Below are 23,376 nucleotides of genomic sequence, written 5' to 3'. Positions count from 1 at the left end.
CCCATGCCTTACCCTTTCAGGACTCGCTTTTGCCTATCCCCATTCCCGATCCGCACCACGTGCCCGATGGTGCCTTGAGGCGGTTGCCCCTGCTCAAAGCCGCGGTGCTGTTTATTGCGGCGGTGTGCCTCTGCCTCTGCGGGCTGCTTTACCTGCAACTGGAGCAGTCGCGTCGGCACGACCTGGCGTTGGCCGAGGTGTCTTCGTCGAACCTGACCCGGGCCATGGCGCAGCAGGCCGAAGACACGTTCATGAAAGCCGATCTGGTGCTGACCAGTCTGGTGGACTGGATTCAGGCTGAGGGTTTCGACGCTGCCCAGACGCCACGCTTGCAGAAAACCTTCGCCCGGCGGGTGCAGACGTTGCATCAATTGCACGGGATATTTCTGTTCGACAAGCAGGGGCAACGGGTCGTGACGTCGTCCGAAAACCTGTCCCGTGGCCCAGGTGCGGCGGACCGCGAGTACTTCAGGTTTCACCAGCAGAACGTATCGTCCCCGGCACACATCGGCCCGGCGATTCGCAGTCGGGAAAATGGCGAGTGGATCATTCCGGTTTCCAGGCGAGTAAACGACCCGAGCGGCAATTTCCAGGGGGTGCTGGTGGCCGGGATCAAGATGTCGTACTTCGATCAGTTCTTCAAAAGCTTCAGCCTCGATAACAATGGCGCGATGTTTTTGGCGTTGACCGATGGAACACTGCTGGCGCGACGGCCGTTTGTGGAGTCGCAGATCGGCACGTCATTGGCTCAGGGGGAGATTTTTCAAAAACTTCTGCCCAGCGCGACATCCGGCAACGCCATGATCGGCTCGGTGGTGGATGGCATCGTCCGGTTGTATGGCTACCGACAACTCGATACCTATCCGGTGGTGGTCGCGGCGGCATCTTCCAAAGACGCGATCCTCAAGGACTGGTATGACACGGCGATTCAATCCAGTGTGATCGTCGCTCTGGTCGTCCTCGGCGTGGGGTTGTTCGGTTGGGTGTTCATTCATCAGGTGCGCGCGGGCGAGCGCATCGAGGCGGACTTGCGCGAGGCGCAGAAAACCCTGGAATTGATCGCCACCCACGATAGCCTGACCGGGTTGGCCAACCGTCGATTGTTCGAGCGGGCGCTGGAGATCGAGTTCGGGCGCGGTGCCCGGCGGTCGAGTCCGCTGAGCCTGATCATGCTCGATATCGATTATTTCAAGCGCTATAACGACGCCTACGGTCATGTGGCGGGGGACCATTGCCTGGCCGAAGTGGCGCGGGCGCTGAAGAGTTGCTGTCACCGCAACGCCGATCTGGCGGTGCGTTACGGCGGTGAAGAGTTCGCGGTGTTGCTGCCGGACACCGATATTCATGGTGCACTGACGATCGCCGAGCAGATCCGCCGAAGCGTCATGGACAAAAACATCATCCACAGCGGCTCTCCCACGGGTTACGTCACGGTCAGTCTTGGCTGTTATTCGTTTGTGCCGACGGGGCACGACAGCACCGAAATGTTGATCAAGCGCGCGGATGCGGCGTTGTACCAGGCCAAGCATTCGGGACGAAATCGTTCGGCGGTGTTGTCGATGGAAGGGGGCGTCGAGGCGCTGATGCGCTCGGACCGCTAATGCTAGTCAGTTAAGTGCAATCCATGTGGGAGCGGCGGTGCGGCGATCCGACTTGCTCGCGAAGTCGGCGGCACAGTCAACATTGATGTCGCCTGACACACCGCCTTCGCGAGCAAGCCCGCTCTCACAGGTTTCGCATTGGTCGTCATGGATTGCTTTTATGCGTGCCGCTGACTTGCGTTATTCAGGGGCGGTGACCGGGCAGGGCTGCTATGGTCAGTGGAGAGCCTGGCTTTCATGACGACAGACCAGACCCCGCCGGCCTCACCCGATAAGGCGATCGATCGACAGGATCAAGTGCATGGATTTGACTGCCATTACCACCGCTGCACCCGCGCGTCATACACCGATTACCCGTAACCTGATGTTCGTCATCGGCCTGCTGTTTGTGGTTGGGGTGCTGATTGCACTGATCGCCTTATTCAGTATTGCCGGACGGCTCGATGCTCAGGATCTGAGCAAAACCACGTTCTACACGCAACGCGCACTTGAGAACCGCATCACCGCCTCGAAAAACTACATCGCCAGCTACGCCAACTGGACGACCGCCTACGACCACCTGAACGACAAGGTCGATGTGCAGTGGGCCTATGTCGAGCAGAACGTGGGTAAAACTCTGTTCACTATCGATCACTACGATGGCGTTTTCGTGATCGATCGTCAGCGAACCAAATACGCCATAGTGCGCGGGCTTCAGGTGCAACAAGAGACAGCGGCCTATCTGTCGACCCCGATGGCGCCCCTCATCGAGGCGATCCAGAGCCAGGAGAGCCTGATCAGTCCTGTCAGCCGGTACACCTTGTTCGAGGGTAAGCCGGCGTTGCTGACGGCCGCCGCGATTGTGCCCAATGACGAGCGCCCTGCGGTCGATCCCAAGAGCACCTCAGTGCTTATATACGTCGACCAGTTGAACCCTGAAAAGCTCGCTACCTTGAGCGCCGATTACGGTTTGCATGACTTGGGCCTGACGGCCGACGACGTCATTGTTCCCGGTCAACCAGCCGTCGCTCTGACCGGCACCGGTTACAGCCTGGTCTCCCGGCTTGAGCAGCCGGGTCACCAATTGCTTTGGTCGTTGCTGCCACCACTGGGCGGGGCGCTGTTGATTCTGGCGTTATTGACGGCTTACTTCTTTCGTTATGTCCTGCGCACGTCGGGGCATGTGGATGCCAGTTACACCAGCCTCGATTTGTCGAATCAGGCGCTTGAGGCCAGTGAAGAACGCTTTCGTGCGGTGGCCGAAGCCGCGTCCGACTGGATCTGGGAAACCGACGACCAGCATTGCATCACTTATCTGTCGGGGCGCTTCAGCACCGTCACCGGGTTCTCGGATCAACAATGGCTGGGGCAGAACATCGGGCAACTGCTCAATTGCGAAACCACGCCCTTGTCGCTGTGGCTGAACAAACTTGATGAAGAGCAAGCCGTCAGCCACTTGCGCTGTTCCTACCGTGATCAATCGGGGCAACAGCGAGTGTGCCGGGTGTCGGCGCGACCGATCCAGCGCAAGGGCGCGCTATTGGGTTTTCGCGGGACGGCCAGCGACATCACTGATGAAGTCGCCGCCCATGCGCAGATCCAGCATCTGTCGATGCACGACGCACTGACGGGCTTGCCGAACCGCAACAAACTGGCGCGCTACCTCGAAGACGCACTGGCCCTGAAAGAGCAATCGACGGCGTTGACGTTGTTGATGATCGACCTGGATAACTTCAAGCCGATCAACGATTCCCTCGGCCACCCGGCGGGCGATGCGGTTTTGCTGGAAGTGGCGATCCGTTTGCGCGAGTGCACGCGGGATATCGATCTGGTTGCGCGATTGGGGGGCGACGAGTTCGTGCTGGTGCTTCACGGCATGGACAGCCACGCGGAAATCGACCGGTTTTGCGAGCGCTTGCTCGACAGCCTGCATCAACCGATTCATTACGACCACCACACGCTGCACATCGGTGCGAGCATCGGTATCGCCCTGAGTCGGCGCCAGGGGCACGTTCCGGAGGAGCTGATTCGCTGTGCCGATATCGCGTTGTATCAGGCCAAATCCAATGGCAAGAAGACCTGGTGCTACTTTGCGGCGCACATGAACGATCAGATCCAGCACCGCCGACAACTGGAAAGCGACCTGCGTCAGGCGATCAAGAACAACGAATTCGTGATGCATTACCAGCCGCGTTATCACGTCGATGGCAAGCAGATCGTCTCGGTCGAAGCGCTGCTGCGCTGGCAGCATCCGGTGCAAGGCTTGTTGAACCCCGACGCGTTTATTCCATTGGCCGAGCAGACCGACCTGATCGTGCCATTAGGGCGCTGGGTGTTGCGCGAGGCGTGCGAGACGGCCCTGACCTGGCCGGGCGCGATGATGGTCTCGGTCAACCTGTCGCCGGTGCAATTTGCCCGTAGCGATGTGATCGAGGACGTCCGGGAGGCGTTGATTCAGAGCCGATTGCCCGCCAGTCGACTGGAACTGGAGATCACTGAAAACGTGATGCTCATCGACGTCGACGGCGCTCTGGCGACCATGAATGCGCTCAAGGAGTTGGGCGTACGGCTGAACATGGACGATTTCGGCACCGGTTATTCTTCGCTGGGTTATCTGCGTACGTATCCGTTTGACGGGATCAAGATCGACAAGCGCTTCATTGCGTCCATGAGCAACGGCAGCAATGATCGCGCCGTGGTGCAGGCGATCATCAACCTGGGCAAGGCCATGGGCCTGACCGTCACCGCAGAGGGCGTCGAGACATTGGAGCAACTGGACTTCCTGATTTCGGACCAGTGCCATGAAGTGCAGGGGTTCTACCTCAGTCGTCCGGTGGACAGGCATGCACTGCTGCCGTTGCTCAAGGCATCATGGGACGATCACCCGCTGTAAGTCTCGCGCCTTTAGTCGCCTGTTTCATTCGCCGCGGCAACTGCCGTGGCGCACCCCGGTCACAACTGGATACCGCCTCATCCGTTGCGAGCGTCGGATCATGAAGAACCTGAAAATCGCCACCTTCAACGTCAACGGCATGCGCGCCCGCTTGCCGAATCTGCTGGCCTGGCTTGCGCGAGAACAGCCAGACATCGCCTGTTTGCAGGAACTCAAATCGGTGGATGGCGCATTCCCCGTCGCCGAACTGGAGGCGGCCGGGTATGGCGCCGTCTGGCACGGCCAGGTGTCGTGGAACGGGGTGGCGATTCTGGCGCGCGATGCGCAGCCGTTGGAGAGCCGGCGCGGTTTGCCAGGTGATGACAGCGATACCCATAGCCGCTACGTGGAAGCCGCCGTGCATGGGGTTCTGGTGGGATGTCTGTACCTGCCCAATGGCAACCCGCAGCCGGGGCCGAAGTTCGATTACAAACTGGCGTGGTTCGAGCGGCTGATCTCGCACGCCAAGGACTTGCAGAGCAGCGACCATCCTGTGGTGCTGGCCGGTGATTACAACGTGGTGCCCACCGATCTGGACATCTACAACCCGCGCTCCTGGCTCAAAGATGCGCTGCTGCAACCCGAGAGTCGCGCGTGTTATCAGCGGTTGCTGGATCAGGGGTGGACCGATTCGCTGCGTTATCTGTATCCAGAGGAGCGGATCTACACCTTCTGGGATTATTTCCGGCAGCACTGGCAGAAAAATTCGGGGTTGCGCATCGATCATCTGCTGCTCAACCCGGCACTGAGTCCTTACCTGCAGGAGGCTGGCGTCGATGCCTGGGTTCGCAACGAACCTCATGCCAGCGATCATGCGCCGACATGGATTCGATTGGGTTCACGCAAGCGGCGATAGGTCTGGCACGTGCGGCGATTGGCTAAATCAATTGTCAGTCCGACCGTGTTATCCCTTATACATGGCGCCCATCGGCGGAGCGATCCGCGGACCTCTGCATAAAGGATTGAGCGATGAGCGAGACACGACTGACGAATCTTGCGCTGTACCTGCAACGCCTGGGCTTCGATGCGCCCCCGGCGCCAACCCTGGAAACCCTGCGCCAACTGCAACTGCGCCACACCGGTGCCTTCCCGTTCGAAAACCTCACCACTTTAATGGGCGAACCGGTGCTCATCGATCTGCCGTCCATCGAGCAGAAAGTCCTGCACGACGGTCGTGGTGGCTACTGCTACGAACTCAACAACCTGTTCCTGGCCTTGCTTCAGACGCTGGGTTTCGAGGCGCGCGGCATCACCGGTCGCGTGGTCATGAACCAGCCGGAAGGTGCCTGGACCGCTCGCACTCACCGCTTGAGTCTGGTAACCCTCGACGGCGTGCGCTACATCACTGACGTCGGCTTCGGCGGCATGGTGCCCACCGCCCCGTTGATGCTCGACACGGAGGCCGAACAGCTCACTCCCCACGAACCCTATCGCATCGAACCGCATGCCGACGGCTACACCCTGCGCGCCAACGTCGGTGGTGAATGGCGGGCGATGTACATCTTCGACCTGCAACGTCAGGAAGACATCGATTACACCCTCGGCAACTGGTACGTCTCGACCCATCCCGAATCATCCTTCGTGAAACAATTGATGGTGGCGCGTACGGGGGAGGGATGGCGGCGCACATTGAACAACGGCAGCTTTGCCATTCATCGCATGGGCAGCGACAGCGAACGGCGGCAGGTGGCGGATGTGGATGAGTTGATTGGGTTACTGGAAAGCGAATTCGGGATTCGAGTGCCGGCGCAGGAAGTGTTGAAGCGGGCGCTGGGGCGGTTGATTGAGCCTGTGTCGCAGGCAAATTGAGCTCCACGCAAAGGGGCGGATTTGATCAATTAGCCCCTTTTTCTTTTGCTCGATCCAGGCGTGGGTGTGTTGGTTTTGTGCCTAGGAACGAACCTCAAGCTCCATCACGTGATGGATTTCGCTGAGGACCTCTGACAACTTTTTCTCCAGGCTTTTCAGCTCGGAGGCGGTGAGGCCTTTTTTGAAATGCCCGACATTTGCACCGGCAGTGTTCTGATCGGGCTTCGCCGTTTTGCCTTTATCGCTGAGCAATGCCTGGCGCAGGGTATTGTTGATCACCGTCTGGTAGCCGTACCCCTCGCTTTCTGCCAGCACGCGCGCGGCCTCTATGACGACATCATCGAGCATGATGGTGATTCGGGTCTTGCCTTTGCTGGAGGCAACCGCTCCACGCTTGGCATTGCTGAAGTCGTATTCATCTTTCATCGGTCAAGCCTCCATATAGTGGCGACGCTCGTTTTTGGTGGCGATGCGCGCGGAAATGATTCGCACGAAATTCGGGTCGCGGTAGGTGTATGCAACGACCAGCAGTCGACCTTTGGCATCCAGCCCGATGATGATCCATCGCTGCTCATCATGGTGGTTGTCCTGAAGCATCAGAGCTCGTTCGTCATAAAACACGGGTTCTGTCTCGGCGAGGCTGACGCCTTGATGCTTCAGTTTGTTGGCCGCGTTCTTTGCCTTGTGGTACTGAATTTCGAATGACTTCATTATGCATACTTTATATGTATAAGCGAGGGGCGGCCGTGCCGGCGGTCGCTTGGAAAGCAAAAGATTAGCGGTGGGGAGGGAAAGGGGAGGAAGGATGTATTTCAAGAGTTTTTTAGGCCGGGGGCTCTACGGCTAAAGGGCAGTGTGAACATCTGTCCGTAATCTGACTGGCTAGTTGTATACAACTCTATAGACATTTGTCCTGACTATTGAATACAGTGTGCGCACAACAAAAACCAGGGAACCCCCCAACCATGAAAACGCCCCATGTTTCACAACAACGGCCCGAGGATGAGAATCTCGGGATCGGCGCGAATATGGCTTACGGCCTGCAACACGTTCTGACCATGTACGGTGGTATCGTCGCGGTGCCCTTGATCATCGGCCAAGCGGCCGGGCTCTCGCCGGCGGACATCGGTTTGTTGATTGCTGCTTCATTGTTTGCAGGGGGGCTGGCGACGTTGCTGCAGACCCTGGGTTTACCGTTTTTCGGTTGTCAGTTGCCGCTGGTGCAGGGCGTGTCGTTCTCCGGCGTTGCGACCATGGTGGCGATTGTCAGCAGCGGTGGGGAGGGTGGCTTTCAGTCGATTCTCGGGGCGGTGATTGCCGCGTCGTTGATCGGCTTGCTGATCACGCCAGTGTTCTCGCGAATCACCAAGTTCTTTCCGCCGTTGGTAACCGGCATTGTGATCACCACTATCGGCCTGACGCTGATGCCGGTGGCCGCGCGCTGGGCCATGGGCGGCAACAGCCATGCCCCGGACTTCGGCAGCATGGCAAACATCGGCCTGGCGGCGGTGACGTTGGTGCTGGTACTGCTACTGAGCAAGATCGGCAGTGCAACTATCTCCCGTTTGTCGATCCTCTTGGCAATGGTCATTGGCACCGTCATCGCCGTGTTCCTCGGCATGGCGGATTTCTCGTCCGTCACCCAAGGCCCGATGTTCGGCTTCCCGGCACCGTTCCATTTCGGCATGCCGACCTTCCACTTCGCCGCGATTCTGTCGATGTGCATTGTGATCATGGTGACCCTGGTGGAAACCTCCGCCGACATTCTGGCCGTCGGTGAAATCATCGACACCAAAGTCGACTCCAAACGCCTGGGCAACGGCCTGCGCGCCGACATGCTGTCGAGCATGATCGCGCCGATCTTCGGCTCCTTCACCCAGAGTGCTTTCGCCCAGAACGTCGGGCTGGTGGCGGTCACCGGAATCAAGAGCCGTTTCGTGGTGGCCACCGGCGGTGTGTTCCTGGTGGTGCTCGGTTTGCTGCCCTTCATGGGCCGGGTCATCGCTGCCGTGCCAACCTCCGTACTCGGCGGCGCCGGCATCGTGCTGTTCGGCACTGTGGCGGCCAGCGGCATTCGGACACTGTCCAAGGTCGACTACCGCAACAACGTCAACCTGATCATCGTCGCCACCTCCATCGGTTTCGGCATGATCCCCATCGCCGCACCGAATTTCTACGACCACTTCCCCAGCTGGTTCGCGACGATCTTCCACTCGGGCATCAGCTCCTCGGCAATCATGGCCATCGTGCTGAACCTGGCCTTCAACCACCTCACTGCCGGCAACTCGGATCAACAATCGGTGTTTGCGGCCGGTACCGAGCGAGTCTTGCGTTATCAGGATCTGGCGGCATTTCGGGAAGGGGATTACTTCAGTGAAGGTAAGCTGCGTGACTGCGACGGGAACGAGATTCCGGTGGTGGAGGCAGAGCATGGGCATGCCGAGCCGCGGGCGGTGCATGCGAAAAGCAGTGAGCATGTTTGACGGCGGTACCCGGTAAAAAGGCAGGTAGATCAAAAGATCGCAGCCTACGGCAGCTCCTAAGGGAATTCGTGTGAGATGCGATCTCCGTAGGAGCTGCCGCAGGCTGCGATCTTTTGACTTTATGGCGAGCACAGAAAAGCCCCTGAATCTTTTTATTGGAGTTCTTTCGATATCCCTGGATCAGGAAAAAACATTCGAGTTCCCGCTCTTTTTGAGATAACGCGAGCATCTGAGTCGTCCCGCTGCCAACCGCCGCCCAATGCTTTGAACGTGGCCACTGCAGCGCGAGCCAATTCAGTTTGTGCCTGAGCTCTGCCATCAGATGCCGCTAAAAGGTGTTCATCGGCATCCAGCACTTCGATCAGGCTGACCACGCCTTTTTCATAAGCGACAAACGACGTCGCTCGGGCTTTCGCATACGCCGACTCACCCTGGGCGAGTTGTGTCGATTGTTGCTCGCGGTTGATCAGCGCTGAAAAAGCGCTTTCCACATCTTCGCAGGCCCGCAGAACGGACTGGCGGTAAGCGGCTAAGGCTTCGGCTTCCTGGCCTTTCGCCAAATCAATTTGAGCGTTGATGCGGCCAAAATCGAACAGCCTCCAACGTAATCCCAGTGCCGCCGAAGCCTGACTGGCGCCGTTGCTGAACAGGTTTGTGCTGGATACCGAGGTAGCACTGCCGAGCAGCGCCCCCACAGACAGTTTGGGGTAGTACTCGGACATGGCTTCGCCGATGCGTGCGTTGGATGCCGCAAGTCGGCGCTCAGCGACGATCAAGTCTGGACGCCGACGCAGCAGGTCGGCCGGAGCCCCCATGTCCGAGAGGCCTGGCACATCAGGGATGGGCGCCGGCTTAGTCAACTGCGCGCTATAAGTGCCGGGCGCCTTGCCCAACATGACATCCAGCGCATTCATTGCCGCGTCAATGCCTGCTTGCAGTACCGGAACGGTGGCCTGCGCTTGATTCAGCGCGCCTTGGGTCTGGTTCAACTGCAGTTCAGCCGCCAGGCCTTTTGCGTAGAGATGTTCGATGGTGGTGAGCAGTTGTTGTCGTGTGTCTACTTGCTGGCGGGCTATTTCCAGGCGTGCTTGAAGGCCACGGAGGCTGATGTAAAGATCGGCTGTCTGCGCGACCACTGCCAGGCGTGTGGCAATCGCCCCGGCTTGTGAGGCCTGATAATCGGCGAAGGCGGCTTCTTTACCTCGGCGCAGCCCGCCAAACACATCCAGCTCCCAACCGGCATTCAAATTCGCCTCATAGGCACTGCCGTAGCGATTGTAGGAAGGGGCTGAATTCAGCACTTGACCCAACGGAGTCTCCAATGACTGACGGGCTCGGGCCGCTTGACCGTTGACGGTAGCCGACGGCAGGAGAGCTGCGTTAGCTGCGCCCAAACCGGCGCGAGCCTGCTCGATCCTTGCACTTGCCTGGGCTAAATCGAGGTTCTGTTCAAGTGATCGATTTATCAGCTGATTGAGTATCGGGTCATTAAATGCATTCCACCAAGCGGAGAGATCGGCATTTGCGGCGCCCACTTGTCGTGCCTTGGACGTTTGCGCCGAGAAATGCTCGGGCAATTCCACACTAGGTTCTGAGTAGTCGGGGCCCACTGCGCAACCTGCAACCATACCCAAACACAGTAAGCCGGCGAAACGAGGAGGAGGGTGCATGCGATACCTGCGAAAGGGTTGTTTTGTGACGATATTACAATTTGGTCACAAGTTGTCAACCACCTTTGGGATGAGTAAGCTGCTCGCATGAATCAGCCATCAGTTTCTTCGCCCAGCGCCCGTGGCCCAGTCGATCATGACATTCGAGACCAGATTGTCGCGGCGGCCAACGAGCATTTCAGTCAGTACGGTTATGGCAAAACAACGGTTTCTGACCTAGCCAAGGCCATCGGCTTTTCCAAGGCTTACATCTACAAATTCTTTGAATCCAAGCAGGCGATTGGTGAAGCAATCTGTACAAATTGCCTGACTGAAATCGTTGCGGCAGTTGAGCAGGCCATCAATGTAGACGGCATCTCGCCGACTGAACGTTTTCGGCGCCTGGTCAAAACCTTAATCGCTACAGGTGTGAGCCTGTTCTTTAATGACCGTAAACTCTATGACATCGCAGCGTTCGCCGCATCGGAGCGCTGGCCCAGCTCACAAGTCTATGACGCTCAGATCAAGAGCTTCGTGTCGCAAATCGTGCGTGAGGGGCGAGAGCTCGGCGAGTTTGAACGCAAGACACCGCTGGACGAGACGGTAGAGGCGATTCATCTTGCTCTACGGCCCTTTATCAATCCTTTGCTATTGCAGTACAACCTCGATTTTGTTGAAGAAGCCCCTTCTCTTATCTCCAATCTTGTTCTGCGCAGCCTGATGCCTTAAACCGTCCGCTGACGGATGCGCTGCGCATCCGTATCAGCGTGTGCGCCTGAAAAAACCAGATATCAAGCCTCTCTGCCTTGCTCTGATCAAGTTGGGGAATGTTCATTCGTCTCGGTGGTGACTATTGACAGAATTGGTCACTTGAATAAGTATGGTGCATCCGCTACCGAGAGGTCTTTATGATCCAGCGCCATCGCATGTCACTCATTTTCATTGCCTTGTTGCCGTTTGCCCTGGCGGCCTGCAACGAGGCCACGCCTGCCGATCCTCGCCTTCAAGTGCCCTTGGTGCGCATCGGCGTGGTTCAACCCTCCGTGCCTGCGGCACGGGTATTCACCGGTATCGTCGCGGCTCGAGTTCAGAGCGATCTCGGTTTTCGGGTGCCTGGGAAAGTCTTGGAGCGCTTGGTGGACGCTGGGCAGAGTGTCAAACGTGGGCAGCCACTTATGCGCATCGATGCCAACGACCTGACGCTGACCGCCAGGGCGCAGCAGGAAGCGGTGCTGGCCGCTATGGCCCGAGCCCGGCAGGCCTCCGATGATGAACTTCGCTACCGTGATTTGGTGTCCGTCGGTGCGGTATCTGCCTCAGCTTACGCAGGGATCAAAGCGGCTGCCGACTCGGCGAAGGCTCAGCTAAACGCTGCCCGGGCTCAGGCTGATGTGGCGAAAAACGCGACCGGTTATTCGACGTTGCTGGCGGATGCTGATGGGGTTGTAGTGGATACCTTGGCGGAGCCGGGTCAGGTGGTTGGCGCAGGACAGATGGTGGTACGCGTTGCCCATTCAGGGCAGCGCGAGGCCGTGATCCAGTTACCCGAGACGCTACGTCCTGCGCTGGGCTCGGCGGCGACGGTTGAGCTCTACGGGCAGAACCAGCGTGCAGGCAGCGCCCGTTTACGTCAGCTGTCCGACTCTGCAGACCGACAGACCCGAACGTTTGAAGCGCGTTATGTGCTGGAAGGGGCGCTCTCCAACGCCACCCTGGGTTCGACGATCTCAGTGGTTATCGCCGACACGGATGTTGCTGATGCCAAGGAATTCCAGGTGCCCATGGGGGCCCTCTACGACGGGGGTAAAGGCCCGGGTGTCTGGGTGGTTGGGGGAGAGCCGGAGCATGTGGTATGGCGCCCGGTCAAGGTTCGCAGCCTGAATAACGAGGCCAGCGTGCGCGTGACGGGGGATCTGCAGGTGGGTGATCGTGTTGTCGTATTGGGTGCTCACTTGCTGAGCGAGGGAGAGAAGGTCAGGACTGAACTCGCCGATGCTCCGCAAAATTCAGTGGTTGAGGTAAGTCGATGAGCGGCTTCAATCTTTCGGCGCTGGCCGTACGCGAGCGCTCAATCACCCTGTTTTTGATCCTGCTGATTTCTGTGGGTGGGTTGTACGCCTTCTTCAAACTGGGGCGTGCGGAAGACCCCGCATTCACCATTAAACAAATGACGGTGGTCACCGCCTGGCCTGGGGCGACGGCCCAGGAGATGCAAGACCAGGTGGTAGAAAAGCTGGAAAAACGCATGCAGGAACTGCGTTGGTACGACCGGACCGAGACCTTTACCCGGCCCGGCTTGGCATTCACCACGGTTTATCTGCTTGATAGCACGCCGCCCTCAGCCGTCCAGGAGGAGTTTTACCAGGCGCGCAAGAAAATCCTGGATGAGCAGAAGGGGTTGCCGTCAGGGGTGATCGGCCCGATGGTCAATGATGAGTATTCCGATGTCACCTTCGCGCTCTATGCGCTCAAGGCCAAGGGCGAGCCGCAACGTCTGTTGGTGCGCGAAGCCGAGAGCTTGCGCCAGCGTCTGCTGCATGTGGCGGGTGTGAAGAAGGTCAACATCATCGGTGAACAGGCCGAGCGCATTTTTGTCGAGCTGTCCTACGAGCGTCTGGCGACATTGGGCATTTCCGCACGAGACATCTTCAGTGCGTTGAACACGCAGAACATGATAACGCCGGCCGGCTCGGTTGAAGCTAAGGGCCCACAGGTTTTCATCCGCCTGGATGGCGCGTTTGATGACCTGCAGAAGATTCGTAATACCCCACTGACGGTGCAGGGCAGAACCCTCAAGTTGTCCGATGTGGCTGAGGTCAAGCGCGGTTATGAGGACCCTGCGACGTTCCTGGTACGCAACAATGGCGAGCCCGCATTGTTGCTCGGCGTGGTTATGCGCGATGGCTGGAACGGTCTGGATCTGGGGAAGTCGCTGGAGGCCGAGGCAACAGCGATCAACGAGCAGATGCCTTTGGGCATGAGCCTGACCAAGGTCACGGATCAGGCGGTGAATATTGGCGCATCCGTCAACGAGTTCATGGTGAAGTTTTTTGCTGCCCTGGGCGTGGTGCTGCTGGTGTGTTTCCTCAGCATGGGCTGGCGTGTCGGCGTTGTGGTTGCCGCGGCGGTGCCGCTGACCCTGGCGGCCGTGTTCATTGTCATGGCGGCCACGGGCAAAGACTTCGATCGAATTACCCTGGGTTCGTTGATTCTGGCATTGGGGCTGCTGGTGGACGATGCAATCATTGCCATTGAAATGATGGTGGTGAAGATGGAGGAGGGCTACGACCGAATCAAGGCCTCCGCTTATGCCTGGAGCCACACGGCCGCGCCGATGTTGTCGGGGACATTGGTGACGGCGATCGGCTTTATGCCCAACGGTTTTGCCAAGTCGACCGCAGGTGAATACACCGCGAACATGTTCTGGATCGTTGGCATTGCGCTGATCACTTCCTGGGTGGTGGCCGTGGTGTTTACCCCTTACCTGGGCGTCAAACTGCTGCCGCAGATCAAGGTGCCTGAAGGCGGGCATACGGCGATTTACGGTACACCGAACTACCAGCGTTTCAGGCGCCTGCTGGGCAGTGTGATCCGCCGCAAAGGCCTGGTGGCTGCATCCGTCGTTGGCTTGTTTGTTGTTGCGATTCTGGGCATGGGCGTGGTCAAGAAGCAGTTCTTTCCAACGTCCGACCGACCTGAGGTGCTGGTTGAGGTGCAGATGCCTTACGGCACCTCTATAGAGCAGACTGATGTGGCCGCGGCCAAGGTCGAGGCGTGGTTGGCTCTGCAGTCGGAAGCCAGGATCGTCACCGCTTACATTGGCCAGGGCGCACCGCGCTTCTATTTGGCGATGGCCCCTGAGCTACCCGATCCATCCTTCGCAAAAATCGTCGTCCTGACCACGAGTCAGCAAGAGCGCGAGGCGCTCAAGCTCCGCCTCAGGCAAGCCGTAGCCGATGGCTTGGCGCCTGAAGCCCGGGTGCGGGTGACGCAGTTGGTATTTGGTCCTTATTCACCGTATCCGGTGGCCTTTCGGGTGATGGGCGCCGACCCCGCAGTGTTGCGGGATATCGCCGCGCAGGTGCGTGAGGTCATGACCGCCAGCCCCATGATGAGGACCGTCAACACCGATTTGGGCGAGCGCGCACCGGCACTTCATCTCACGCTGGATCAGGATCGCCTGCAAGCATTCGGCTTGACCTCGACCGATGTCGCGCAACAGCTGCAATTCCTGCTCACGGGGGTGCCTGTCACCGAGGTGCGTGAGGATATTCGTTCGGTTCAGGTAGTTGCTCGCTCGGCGGGAGAGACGCGTCTGGATCCGTCGAAAATTGCCGCCTTCACGCTGACCGGTGCCCAAGGGCAGCGCGTGTCGCTGTCCCAGGTAGGGGCGGTGGATGTGCGCATGGAGGAACCCATTCTGCGACGTCGTGATCGTACGCCGACGATAACTGTGCGTGGTGACGTGGCTGAAGGTCTTCAGCCTCCCGATGTCTCCAACGCCTTGATAACGCAGTTGCAGCCCATCATCGAAAAACTGCCGGCGGGCTACCGGATCGAGTTTGCCGGCTCGATCGAGGAGTCGGGTAAAGCGAACAAGGCATTGCTACCGTTGTTCCCGATCATGATCGCGCTGATGTTGCTGACCATCATCATTCAGGTGCGCTCGATGTCGGCAATGATGATGGTGTTCGCTACTGCGCCTTTGGGCCTGATTGGTGTGGTGCCAATTCTGCTGCTGTTCCAGCAACCCTTCGGGATCAACGCCTTGGTGGGACTGATTGCCTTGTCAGGGATTCTGATGCGCAACACGCTGATCCTCATCGGGCAGATTCACTCCAATGAGCAAGCCGGCCTGTCGCCTTACAACGCCGTGGTCGAAGCCACTGTGCAGCGCGCGAGGCCCGTGATTCTCACGGCGTTGGCGGCAATGCTGGCGTTCATTCCGCTGACCCATTCGGTGTTCTGGGGAACGCTGGCCTACACCCTGATTGGCGGTACGTTTGCCGGCACCGTGCTGACCCTGGTGTTCCTGCCAGCGATGTACGCCCTCTGGTTCAAGATCAAGCCCGAGCCCGCGTATGAGCTTGCAGCGAACACTCATGTTGCTTGATACCTGAGTGCTGACAAAACGCCAAAACGAAAAAAACCCGCCAAAAGGCGGGTTTTTCGGGGGTTCAGAGATTTTGGAAACTTTCTCTGGAACCTTGTATGGCTCCACGACCTGGACTCGAACCAGGGACCCAGTGATTAACAGTCACTTGCTCTACCAACTGAGCTATCGCGGAATGGCGTCTATGTTACTGATTCAAAAAGAGAAGTCAAGCCTCTGTCGGCAGTTTGATGTTTTCATCGGATCGGAGGGGGTTATCGGCCATTGGCGGTTACCAGAATCGCGGTAGAGGTCTACCATGGGCGCCCGGAAGTGGTGACACGCGCTGCCGGCCCTCAGCCGAAAAGGTATGCGCCATGAATCACCCAACCCTCACACTTCAAAACAGCGGGGTGTTCGCATGAGCATCGCTCAGATCAGCCTGCCCAAAGGTGTTGGTCCGCACGCCGAGAAACTGTTCGACGCAATCACTCAGGCCAGCACCGCTGACGAATTGAACCGCGCGGGCGGCAAGGCCGAAGGTTTTGTTTTGGGCCTGGAAAGCACCAAGGCGATCAAAAGCCAGGTGGCCGAGTCGCTTTATGTGGCCTATGACGACGCGGCCAGCCAGCGTGCAACCGAATTGGCTTAACCGCCGAAGGTAATGGTGCCGAGCATCAGCTTGGCGTACAGCATCGTGGCGGCCAGTTGCACCAGCCACAAGGCCAGGCCGCCAAGGAATACGCCCGCAGCCACTTGCAGGACCAGGTTATTACCGCGTTTGGCCGAAGGGCGGGGCGCGAAGTGGTCCAGCTCGTCGCGGTCGGCGCGTAGGTCATCGTTTTTCATGTGGGTTCTCAAGAATTCTCGGGTGTACTCATAACCTGTGGGAGCGGGCTTGCTCGCGAAGGCGGCGGCACATCCAGCATCAATGTGACAGATAGACCGCTTTCGCGAGCAAGCCCGCTCCCACATGTTTGATCTGCGTGCAGTCTAGAGCGACCGGTCGCCGAACTGGGAATTATCAAAGACAAATAAAAAACGGGAAGCCCTGCGGCTTCCCGTTTTCGTATCACGCGAGGACTCAGATCACCTGAACGATGGCCTTGGTCACGGCGTCGATGTTGCTCTGGTTCAGCGCGGCAACGCAGATGCGGCCGGTGTCCAGGGCATAGATGCCGAACTCGCTGCGCAGGCGGGTTACCTGCTCAACCGTCAGGCCGGAGTAGGAGAACATGCCGCGCTGGCGACCGACGAAGCTGAAATCGCGCTGTGGAGCGTTTTTCGCCAGCAAGTCGACCATCTGGATGCGCATGCCGCGAATCCGCAGGCGCATTTCTGCCAGTTCCTCTTCCCACTGGGCACGCAGTACCGGGCTGTTCAGCACGGCGGCGACGATGCTTGCACCGTGGGTCGGCGGGTTGGAGTAGTTGGTGCGGATCACGCGTTTGACTTGCGACAGTACGCGCGCGCCTTCTTCTTTCGATTCGCTGACGATCGACAGGGCGCCAACGCGCTCGCCGTACAGCGAGAAGGATTTGGAGAACGAACTGGAAACGAAGAAGGTCAGGTCCGATTCGGCGAACAGGCGCACGGCCGCTGCGTCTTCATCGATACCGTCGCCAAAGCCCTGGTAAGCCATGTCGAGGAATGGCACGTGACCTTTGGCCTTGACCACTTCCAGTACGTTTTTCCAGTCCGCCGGGCTCAGGTCCACGCCGGTAGGGTTGTGGCAGCAAGCGTGCAGCACAACGATGGAGCCGGACGGCAGGGCGTTCAGGTCTTCGAGCAGGCCTGCACGGTTAACGTCGTGGGTGGCGGCATCGTAGTAGCGATAGTTCTGCACCGGGAAACCAGCGGTTTCGAACAGGGCGCGGTGGTTTTCCCAGCTAGGGTCGCTGATGGCCACGACGGCGTTCGGTAGCAGTTGCTTGAGGAAATCAGCACCGATTTTCAGCGCGCCAGTACCGCCGACGGCTTGGGTGGTGATAACCCGGCCAGCGGCGATCAGCGGCGAATCATTGCCGAACAGCAGTTTCTGCACGGCCTGGTCGTAGGCGGCGATGCCGTCGATCGGCAAGTAGCCACGGGAAACGTGTTGAGCGGCGCGAATCGTCTCGGCTTCGACAACGGCGCGCAGGAGTGGAATTCGCCCCTCCTCGTCGCAGTAAACACCGACCCCCAGGTTGACCTTGTTGGTACGGGTATCGGCATTGAATGCTTCGTTGAGGCCCAGGATTGGATCGCGTGGTGCCATTTCGACAGCGGAGAACAGGCTCATTATTGCGGCGGCTCTGAATGGAGTGTGGAGGGACGTGTCGCGCTCCAGCCGAATGCACTAGAGCGGTGCACAAACGGGGAGCTAGTATAGAGGCCATCAGCGATTGATGGCGACAGGCGATTCGGCTTTTACCGTAAGTTTTTCCAATTATTTTTCGATCATGGGTCGAGTGGTGTCGTCAAAGGTTTTGCCCGATGTAGGACGTTTGCCTTGAAAGCGATGGCAATCGGCTCCACATTGAGCACAATCCAGTTTTTTCCTTGGGCGACATCGGTCGTTTGTGGTTTTTTTCGTCGCTGTCCGGTTTGACTGGGCAGGCGCGAATCCAGAGGTATGTATGTCTGAATTCCAGCTAGTCACCCGCTTCGAGCCCGCCGGCGATCAGCCGGAAGCCATCCGCCTGATGGTCGAGGGCATTGAGGCCGGGCTGGCGCACCAGACGTTGCTCGGTGTGACCGGCTCGGGCAAGACCTTCAGCATCGCCAACGTGATCGCCCAGATTCAGCGCCCGACGCTGGTGCTGGCGCCCAACAAGACCCTGGCCGCGCAGTTGTATGGCGAATTCAAGACGTTCTTCCCGAACAACGCCGTTGAATACTTCGTGTCTTATTACGACTACTACCAGCCCGAAGCCTACGTGCCGTCGTCCGACACCTTCATCGAGAAGGATGCCTCGATCAACGACCATATCGAGCAGATGCGCCTGTCCGCGACCAAGGCGCTGCTGGAGCGCAAGGACGCGATCATCGTCACCACGGTGTCCTGCATCTACGGTCTGGGCAGCCCGGAAACCTATCTGAAGATGGTGTTGCACGTGGATCGCGGCGACAAGCTCGACCAGCGCGCGCTGCTACGTCGCCTGGCCGACCTGCAATACACCCGCAACGACATGGACTTCGCCCGGGCGACCTTCCGGGTGCGCGGCGACGTGATTGATATCCACCCGGCGGAATCCGATTTCGAAGCGATCCGCATCGAGCTGTTCGATGACGAAGTGGAGAGCCTGTCCGCCTTCGATCCGCTGACCGGTGAAGTCATCCGCAAACTGCCGCGTTTCACCTTCTATCCGAAGAGCCACTACGTGACCCCGCGCGAAACCCTGCTCGAGGCCACCGAAGGGATCAAGGTCGAATTGCAGGAGCGCCTGGAATACCTGCGCTCCAATAACAAACTGGTGGAAGCCCAGCGACTGGAGCAGCGCACCCGTTTCGACCTGGAGATGATCCTCGAGCTGGGCTACTGCAACGGCATCGAAAACTATTCGCGCTACCTGTCGGGCCGTGAATCCGGCCAGGCGCCGCCCACGTTGTTCGACTACCTGCCGGCGGATGCCTTGCTGGTGATCGACGAATCCCACGTCAGCGTGCCGCAAGTCGGCGCCATGTATAAAGGTGACCGTTCCCGGAAAGAGACGCTGGTGGAGTACGGCTTCCGTCTGCCGTCCGCGCTGGACAACCGGCCGATGCGTTTCGATGAGTTCGAAAGCATCAGTCCCCAAACGATTTTTGTCTCGGCCACGCCGGGCAATTATGAGGCGGAACATGCTGGCCGAGTGGTCGAGCAATTGGTGCGCCCGACCGGTCTGGTTGACCCGCAAATCGAAATCCGTCCGGCGTTGACCCAGGTCGACGACTTGCTCTCGGAAATCACCAAGCGTGTGGCCCTGGAAGAGCGGGTGCTGGTCACCACGCTGACCAAGCGCATGTCTGAAGATTTGACCGATTATCTGGCCGACCACGGCGTGCGCGTGCGTTATCTGCACTCGGACATCGACACTGTGGAGCGGGTCGAAATTATCCGTGACTTGCGTCTCGGCGTCTTCGATGTGCTGGTGGGGATCAACCTTCTACGTGAAGGCCTGGACATGCCGGAAGTCTCGCTGGTGGCGATTCTCGATGCGGACAAGGAGGGTTTCTTGCGTTCCGAGCGCTCGTTGATCCAGACCATCGGCCGGGCGGCGCGCAACCTCAATGGGCGGGCGATTTTGTACGCAGATCGCATCACCGGCTCCATGGAGCGGGCGATCGGCGAAACCGAGCGTCGTCGCGACAAGCAGATCGCTTTCAACCTGGCCAATGGCATCACGCCGAAGGGGGTGTTCAAGGACGTCGCCGACATTATGGAAGGCGCGGTCGTGCCGGGTTCGCGCAGCAAGAAGCGCAAAGGCATGGCCAAGGCCGCCGAGGAAAGTGCCAAGTACGAGGCCGAACTGCGCTCGCCGAGCGAGATCAGCAAACGCATTCGTCAGTTGGAAGAAAAGATGTACCAGCTGGCCCGCGACCTGGAATTCGAAGCCGCGGCGCAGTTGCGCGACGAAATCGGCAAGTTGCGGGAGCGGTTGATCGCGATTTGATTTGTGGTGTCTGACAGGGCCTCTTCGCGAGCAAGCCCGCTCCCACAGTTGACCGAGTTGTCCAGGCGGGCGCGGTCTACTGTGGGAGCGGGCTTGCTCGCGAAGGCGTACGACTGAACGCCATATTCATCAGCTAAAGCGCTTCCCCCAGCCCTCAACCCACCTCGGCCTACGAGTGATGTGGAGGTAAATACCCCACTCACTGGAGCCGGGCGGCTATCGCCTGTTACCATTCGCCTCTTGTTTGATCTTCGCTTTTATTCTTTTCGAGACATGCCATGACCACCGTCCGCACTCGCATCGCGCCATCGCCTACCGGGGACCCCCACGTAGGTACCGCTTACATCGCTTTGTTCAACTACTGCTTTGCCAAGCAGCATGGCGGTGAGTTCATCCTGCGGATCGAAGACACCGACCAGTTGCGTTCGACCCGCGAGTCCGAGCAGCAGATTTTCGACGCCCTGCGCTGGTTGGGTATCGACTGGAGCGAAGGCCCGGATGTCGGCGGCCCGCACGGTCCTTATCGTCAGAGCGAGCGCGGCGATATTTATCAGAAGTACTGCCAGCAATTGGTCGACATGGGTCATGCCTTCCCGTGCTTCTGTACGGCTGAAGAACTGGACCAGATGCGCGCCGAGCAAATGGCCCGCGGCGAAACCCCGCGTTACGACGGTCGTGCGCTGTTGCTCTCCAAGGAAGAAGTCGCGCGCCGCCTGGCTGCCGGCGAGCCACACGTGATCCGCATGAAAGTGCCGACCGAAGGCGTGTGCGTGGTGCCTGACATGCTGCGTGGCGACGTCGAGATCCCGTGGGATCGCATGGACATGCAAGTGCTGATGAAGACCGACGGCTTGCCGACGTACTTCCTGGCCAACGTTGTCGATGACCACTTGATGGGCATCACTCACGTTTTGCGCGGTGAAGAATGGCTGCCTTCGGCGCCGAAACTGATCCTCTTGTACGAATACTTCGGCTGGGAACAACCGCAGCTGTGCTACATGCCGCTGCTGCGTAACCCGGACAAGAGCAAGCTGTCCAAGCGCAAGAACCCGACCTCGGTGACCTTCTACGAGCGCATGGGCTTCATGCCGGAAGCGATGCTCAACTACTTGGGCCGCATGGGCTGGTCGATGCCGGACGAGCGCGAGAAGTTCTCCCTGCAGGAAATGGTCGATAACTTCGACCTGAGCCGCGTCTCCCTCGGCGGGCCGATTTTCGACATCGAGAAGCTGTCGTGGCTCAACGGCCAATGGCTGCGTGACCTGCCGGTGGAAGAGTTCGCCGCTCGTCTGCAAAAGTGGGCACTGAACCCTGAATACATGATGAAGATCGCACCGCACGTGCAGGGCCGGGTTGAAACCTTCAGCCAGGTCGCACCACTGGCCGGCTTCTTCTTCGCTGGTGGCGTGAACCCGGACGCCAAACTGTTCGAATCCAAGAAGCTCTCGGGCGATCAGGTTCGTCAGTTGATGCAGTTGATTCTGTGGAAGCTGGAAAGCCTGCGTCAGTGGGAGAAGGACAGCATTACCGCGACGATTCAGGCGGTGGTCGAATCCCTGGAGTTGAAGCTGCGTGATGCCATGCCGCTGATGTTCGCCGCGATCACGGGGCAGGCCAGCTCGGTGTCGGTGCTCGACGCGATGGAAATCCTCGGTCCGGACCTCACCCGTTTCCGTCTGCGCCAGGCTATCGACCTGCTGGGCGGCGTGTCGAAGAAGGAAAACAAGGAGTGGGAAAAACTCCTGGGCGCTATCGCTTAAGGCTGTTTAACCTTGTGTAGGAGCTGCCGAAGGCTGCGATCTTTTGATCTTGCTCTTCGGCGCCACCCCCGTTTTTCGGGGGGAGGGCGGTAAGTGATTGTTATGTGGGCAAAAAATTTTGGAAATTGTTAAAAATAAGTTTGACAGCCTTCCGATGCGCCATTAAGATTCGCCCCGTCCTCAGCGATGAGGGGCTATAGCTCAGCTGGGAGAGCGCTTGCATGGCATGCAAGAGGTCGACGGTTCGATCCCGTCTAGCTCCACCAATTTACACTTCAAGGTCTGGCCACACCGGCCTTGAAGCGATCAACACTCAGCGTTGATCAGTTGTATAGAAGGGTTTGCGTCCCCTTCGTCTAGTGGCCTAGGACACCGCCCTTTCACGGCGGTAACAGGGGTTCGAGTCCCCTAGGGGACGCCAGTTTTACAGAAGCGATGTTGCAAGATGTCGCTCCGCCGCGAGGCGAAAAATCCGGGGCTATAGCTCAGCTGGGAGAGCGCTTGCATGGCATGCAAGAGGTCGACGGTTCGATCCCGTCTAGCTCCACCAATTTTACAGTTCAAGGTCTGGCCACACCGGCCTTGAATCGATCAGCTCTCAGCACTGATCATTGTATAGAAGGGTTTGTGTCCCCTTCGTCTAGTGGCCTAGGACACCGCCCTTTCACGGCGGTAACAGGGGTTCGAGTCCCCTAGGGGACGCCACGATTACCCGCTCTGCGGGATTTTTAAGGGTCATTCAATTATTGAATGGCCCTTTTGTTTGTCTGGCGTTTGGCCAACTCTCCTTTTTTCTCAAAACTGTTCTTCAGACCAGCGGTCACATCCACGACTTGCGAAAAATTATTATGAGAATAATATTCTAGTCGTAATATTCGGAGGCAACGATGAACGATAAAAAAGCTCAAACCCGCGAACGCATCCTCAAGGCTGCCAGTGCAGCGCTGATCCAGCGCGGCCCGGCCGAGCCGAGCGTGGGCGAAGTGATGGGCGCGGCTGGTCTGACGGTCGGCGGCTTCTACGCACACTTCGAAAGCAAGGACGCATTGATGCTGGAAGCGTTCAAGCAGCTACTCAGCCATCGTCGTGGCTTGATCGCTGACATGGACGCCCAGTTGACCGGCGAAGAGCGTCGCGCGTTGGTCGCAGCGTTCTACCTATCGCGCAAACACCGTGATTCCACCGAGCAGGCATGCCCGATTCCGGCGTCGGTCGGCGAGTTGGGTCGTCTGCCGGACGAATTTCGTGTGGCATTGAACGAGCATGTTGAGTTGATGGTCGCGCAGTTGGCGGCCAGTCCGGAAGACGCCGACAAAGTTTTGGCCGACATCGCCTTGATGGTCGGTGGTTTGGCTCTGGCACGGGCGCTAGGGCCAGGAGAGTTGTCCGATCGATTGCTGCGCGCCGCCAAGTCGGCGGTGCTGTGACCTAAAGGCA

The 23,376-nt window shown here is 58.7% G+C and carries 17 protein-coding genes and 5 tRNA genes; 16 read left to right on the top strand and 6 right to left on the bottom strand.

The features are described from left to right. Positions 1-29 precede the first annotated feature (29 nt). The 4 genes from PMI36_RS02125 to PMI36_RS02140 all read left to right on the top strand — a co-directional run bounded on the left by PMI36_RS02125 (position 30) and on the right by PMI36_RS02140 (position 6,321). Positions 30-1,601 carry a sensor domain-containing diguanylate cyclase gene (locus PMI36_RS02125; RefSeq protein ID WP_008075974.1) on the top strand — a complete coding sequence of 524 codons (1,572 nt, stop codon included), beginning with the start codon at positions 30-32 and terminating at the stop codon, positions 1,599-1,601. 301 nt (positions 1,602-1,902) lie between these two features. After that, the gene (locus PMI36_RS02130; protein WP_008075972.1) at positions 1,903-4,473 is read left to right on the top strand and encodes a bifunctional diguanylate cyclase/phosphodiesterase; all 2,571 of its coding nucleotides are present in this window, start codon (positions 1,903-1,905) and stop codon (positions 4,471-4,473) included. A 100-nt stretch (positions 4,474-4,573) separates the two neighbouring features. After that, complete coding sequence (gene xth / locus PMI36_RS02135) at positions 4,574-5,368, top strand: exodeoxyribonuclease III (RefSeq protein WP_008075969.1); 795 nt, start codon at positions 4,574-4,576, stop codon at positions 5,366-5,368. 113 nt (positions 5,369-5,481) lie between these two features. Next, positions 5,482-6,321: an arylamine N-acetyltransferase family protein gene (locus tag PMI36_RS02140; RefSeq protein ID WP_008075968.1), complete on the top strand. Its 840-nt coding sequence runs from the start codon at positions 5,482-5,484 to the stop codon at positions 6,319-6,321. Positions 6,322-6,402: 81 nt separating this feature from the next. On the opposite strand, the gene PMI36_RS02145 is transcribed toward PMI36_RS02140, so the two are convergent. Together PMI36_RS02145 and PMI36_RS02150 are read right to left on the bottom strand one after the other, a co-directional pair. Then, complete coding sequence (locus PMI36_RS02145) at positions 6,403-6,747, bottom strand: BrnA antitoxin family protein (protein ID WP_008075966.1); 345 nt, start codon at positions 6,745-6,747, stop codon at positions 6,403-6,405. A 3-nt stretch (positions 6,748-6,750) separates the two neighbouring features. Then, entirely contained in the window at positions 6,751-7,032 is a 282-nt protein-coding gene (locus PMI36_RS02150; RefSeq protein ID WP_008075964.1) for a BrnT family toxin, read from the bottom strand. Between the two features lie 254 nt (positions 7,033-7,286). Between PMI36_RS02150 and PMI36_RS02155 the strand changes: the two genes are divergently transcribed. Then, positions 7,287-8,804 (top strand): nucleobase:cation symporter-2 family protein, encoded by a 1,518-nt coding sequence (locus PMI36_RS02155; protein WP_008075963.1) that lies wholly within the window; start codon positions 7,287-7,289, stop codon positions 8,802-8,804. Between the two features lie 152 nt (positions 8,805-8,956). Here the strand turns inward: PMI36_RS02155 and PMI36_RS02160 are convergent, their stop codons facing one another. Next, the gene (locus PMI36_RS02160) at positions 8,957-10,474 is read right to left on the bottom strand and encodes an efflux transporter outer membrane subunit (protein ID WP_008075962.1); all 1,518 of its coding nucleotides are present in this window, start codon (positions 10,472-10,474) and stop codon (positions 8,957-8,959) included. 87 nt (positions 10,475-10,561) lie between these two features. On the opposite strand from PMI36_RS02160, the gene PMI36_RS02165 reads away from it, so the two are divergent. The 3 genes from PMI36_RS02165 (at position 10,562) to PMI36_RS02175 (ending at position 15,566) form a co-directional block, all read left to right on the top strand. Then, positions 10,562-11,182 carry a TetR/AcrR family transcriptional regulator gene (locus tag PMI36_RS02165; protein ID WP_007905997.1) on the top strand — a complete coding sequence of 207 codons (621 nt, stop codon included), beginning with the start codon at positions 10,562-10,564 and terminating at the stop codon, positions 11,180-11,182. Between the two features lie 179 nt (positions 11,183-11,361). Beyond that, positions 11,362-12,483, top strand: coding sequence for an efflux RND transporter periplasmic adaptor subunit (locus PMI36_RS02170; protein WP_008075955.1), 1,122 nt, complete (start codon positions 11,362-11,364; stop codon positions 12,481-12,483). Continuing rightward, the gene (locus tag PMI36_RS02175; protein WP_008075954.1) at positions 12,480-15,566 is read left to right on the top strand and encodes an efflux RND transporter permease subunit; all 3,087 of its coding nucleotides are present in this window, start codon (positions 12,480-12,482) and stop codon (positions 15,564-15,566) included. Before PMI36_RS02170 ends, PMI36_RS02175 begins: the two co-directional genes overlap by 4 nt. A 99-nt stretch (positions 15,567-15,665) precedes the next feature. Here the strand turns inward: PMI36_RS02175 and PMI36_RS02180 are convergent. Beyond that, a tRNA-Asn gene (locus PMI36_RS02180) sits at positions 15,666-15,741 on the bottom strand. 225 nt (positions 15,742-15,966) lie between these two features. On the opposite strand from PMI36_RS02180, the gene PMI36_RS02185 reads away from it, so the two are divergent. Further along, a complete protein-coding gene (locus tag PMI36_RS02185) occupies positions 15,967-16,197 on the top strand; it encodes a hypothetical protein (protein ID WP_008007186.1) in 231 nt (76 codons plus the stop codon). Here the strand turns inward: PMI36_RS02185 and PMI36_RS02190 are convergent. Continuing rightward, positions 16,194-16,394 (bottom strand): hypothetical protein, encoded by a 201-nt coding sequence (locus tag PMI36_RS02190; RefSeq protein WP_008075953.1) that lies wholly within the window; start codon positions 16,392-16,394, stop codon positions 16,194-16,196. The two genes, PMI36_RS02185 and PMI36_RS02190, sit on opposite strands and share 4 nt — an antisense overlap. Before the next feature lie 235 nt (positions 16,395-16,629). Further along, positions 16,630-17,826, bottom strand: a complete 1,197-nt coding sequence (locus PMI36_RS02195; protein ID WP_008075952.1) for an amino acid aminotransferase — start codon at positions 17,824-17,826, stop codon at positions 16,630-16,632. Between the two features lie 337 nt (positions 17,827-18,163). Here PMI36_RS02195 and uvrB point away from each other — a divergent pair, with 337 nt between their 5' ends. The 7 genes from uvrB to PMI36_RS02230 all read left to right on the top strand — a co-directional run bounded on the left by uvrB (position 18,164) and on the right by PMI36_RS02230 (position 23,366). Continuing rightward, on the top strand, positions 18,164-20,179 hold the full coding sequence (uvrB, locus tag PMI36_RS02200) for an excinuclease ABC subunit UvrB (RefSeq protein WP_008075951.1): 2,016 nt from the start codon (positions 18,164-18,166) through the stop codon (positions 20,177-20,179). 278 nt (positions 20,180-20,457) lie between these two features. After that, entirely contained in the window at positions 20,458-21,939 is a 1,482-nt protein-coding gene (gene gltX, locus PMI36_RS02205) for a glutamate--tRNA ligase (protein WP_008075949.1), read from the top strand. A gap of 190 nt (positions 21,940-22,129) precedes the next feature. Continuing rightward, a tRNA-Ala gene (locus tag PMI36_RS02210) sits at positions 22,130-22,205 on the top strand. A gap of 79 nt (positions 22,206-22,284) precedes the next feature. Continuing rightward, positions 22,285-22,360: transfer RNA gene (locus PMI36_RS02215), tRNA-Glu, on the top strand. Between the two features lie 53 nt (positions 22,361-22,413). After that, a tRNA-Ala gene (locus tag PMI36_RS02220) sits at positions 22,414-22,489 on the top strand. Between the two features lie 79 nt (positions 22,490-22,568). After that, positions 22,569-22,644: transfer RNA gene (locus tag PMI36_RS02225), tRNA-Glu, on the top strand. Positions 22,645-22,826: 182 nt separating this feature from the next. Beyond that, on the top strand, positions 22,827-23,366 hold the full coding sequence (locus tag PMI36_RS02230) for a TetR/AcrR family transcriptional regulator (protein ID WP_008075947.1): 540 nt from the start codon (positions 22,827-22,829) through the stop codon (positions 23,364-23,366). Positions 23,367-23,376 lie beyond the last annotated feature (10 nt).

Source organism: Pseudomonas sp. GM79 (genome assembly GCF_000282495.1).
Taxonomy (GTDB): domain Bacteria; phylum Pseudomonadota; class Gammaproteobacteria; order Pseudomonadales; family Pseudomonadaceae; genus Aquipseudomonas.
The sequence above is the reverse complement of the archived record's forward strand: the minus strand, read 5'-3'. Positions and strand labels throughout refer to the sequence as shown.

Excerpts from the sequence above, each read along its gene's own strand:
- uvrB (WP_008075951.1), top strand. The coding sequence starts at position 18,164 with ATGTCTGAATTCCAGCTAGTCACCCGCTTCGAGCCCGCCGGCGATCAG.
- gltX (WP_008075949.1), top strand. The coding sequence starts at position 20,458 with ATGACCACCGTCCGCACTCGCATCGCGCCATCGCCTACCGGGGACCCC.
- PMI36_RS02195 (WP_008075952.1), bottom strand. The coding sequence starts at position 17,826 with ATGAGCCTGTTCTCCGCTGTCGAAATGGCACCACGCGATCCAATCCTG.
- PMI36_RS02145 (WP_008075966.1), bottom strand. The coding sequence starts at position 6,747 with ATGAAAGATGAATACGACTTCAGCAATGCCAAGCGTGGAGCGGTTGCC.
- PMI36_RS02230 (WP_008075947.1), top strand. The coding sequence starts at position 22,827 with ATGAACGATAAAAAAGCTCAAACCCGCGAACGCATCCTCAAGGCTGCC.
- PMI36_RS02150 (WP_008075964.1), bottom strand. The coding sequence starts at position 7,032 with ATGAAGTCATTCGAAATTCAGTACCACAAGGCAAAGAACGCGGCCAAC.
- PMI36_RS02160 (WP_008075962.1), bottom strand. The coding sequence starts at position 10,474 with ATGCACCCTCCTCCTCGTTTCGCCGGCTTACTGTGTTTGGGTATGGTT.
- xth (WP_008075969.1), top strand. The coding sequence starts at position 4,574 with ATGAAGAACCTGAAAATCGCCACCTTCAACGTCAACGGCATGCGCGCC.
- PMI36_RS02185 (WP_008007186.1), top strand. The coding sequence starts at position 15,967 with ATGAGCATCGCTCAGATCAGCCTGCCCAAAGGTGTTGGTCCGCACGCC.
- PMI36_RS02140 (WP_008075968.1), top strand. The coding sequence starts at position 5,482 with ATGAGCGAGACACGACTGACGAATCTTGCGCTGTACCTGCAACGCCTG.
- PMI36_RS02190 (WP_008075953.1), bottom strand. The coding sequence starts at position 16,394 with ATGAAAAACGATGACCTACGCGCCGACCGCGACGAGCTGGACCACTTC.
- PMI36_RS02175 (WP_008075954.1), top strand. The coding sequence starts at position 12,480 with ATGAGCGGCTTCAATCTTTCGGCGCTGGCCGTACGCGAGCGCTCAATC.
- PMI36_RS02165 (WP_007905997.1), top strand. The coding sequence starts at position 10,562 with ATGAATCAGCCATCAGTTTCTTCGCCCAGCGCCCGTGGCCCAGTCGAT.
- PMI36_RS02170 (WP_008075955.1), top strand. The coding sequence starts at position 11,362 with ATGATCCAGCGCCATCGCATGTCACTCATTTTCATTGCCTTGTTGCCG.
- PMI36_RS02130 (WP_008075972.1), top strand. The coding sequence starts at position 1,903 with ATGGATTTGACTGCCATTACCACCGCTGCACCCGCGCGTCATACACCG.
- PMI36_RS02155 (WP_008075963.1), top strand. The coding sequence starts at position 7,287 with ATGAAAACGCCCCATGTTTCACAACAACGGCCCGAGGATGAGAATCTC.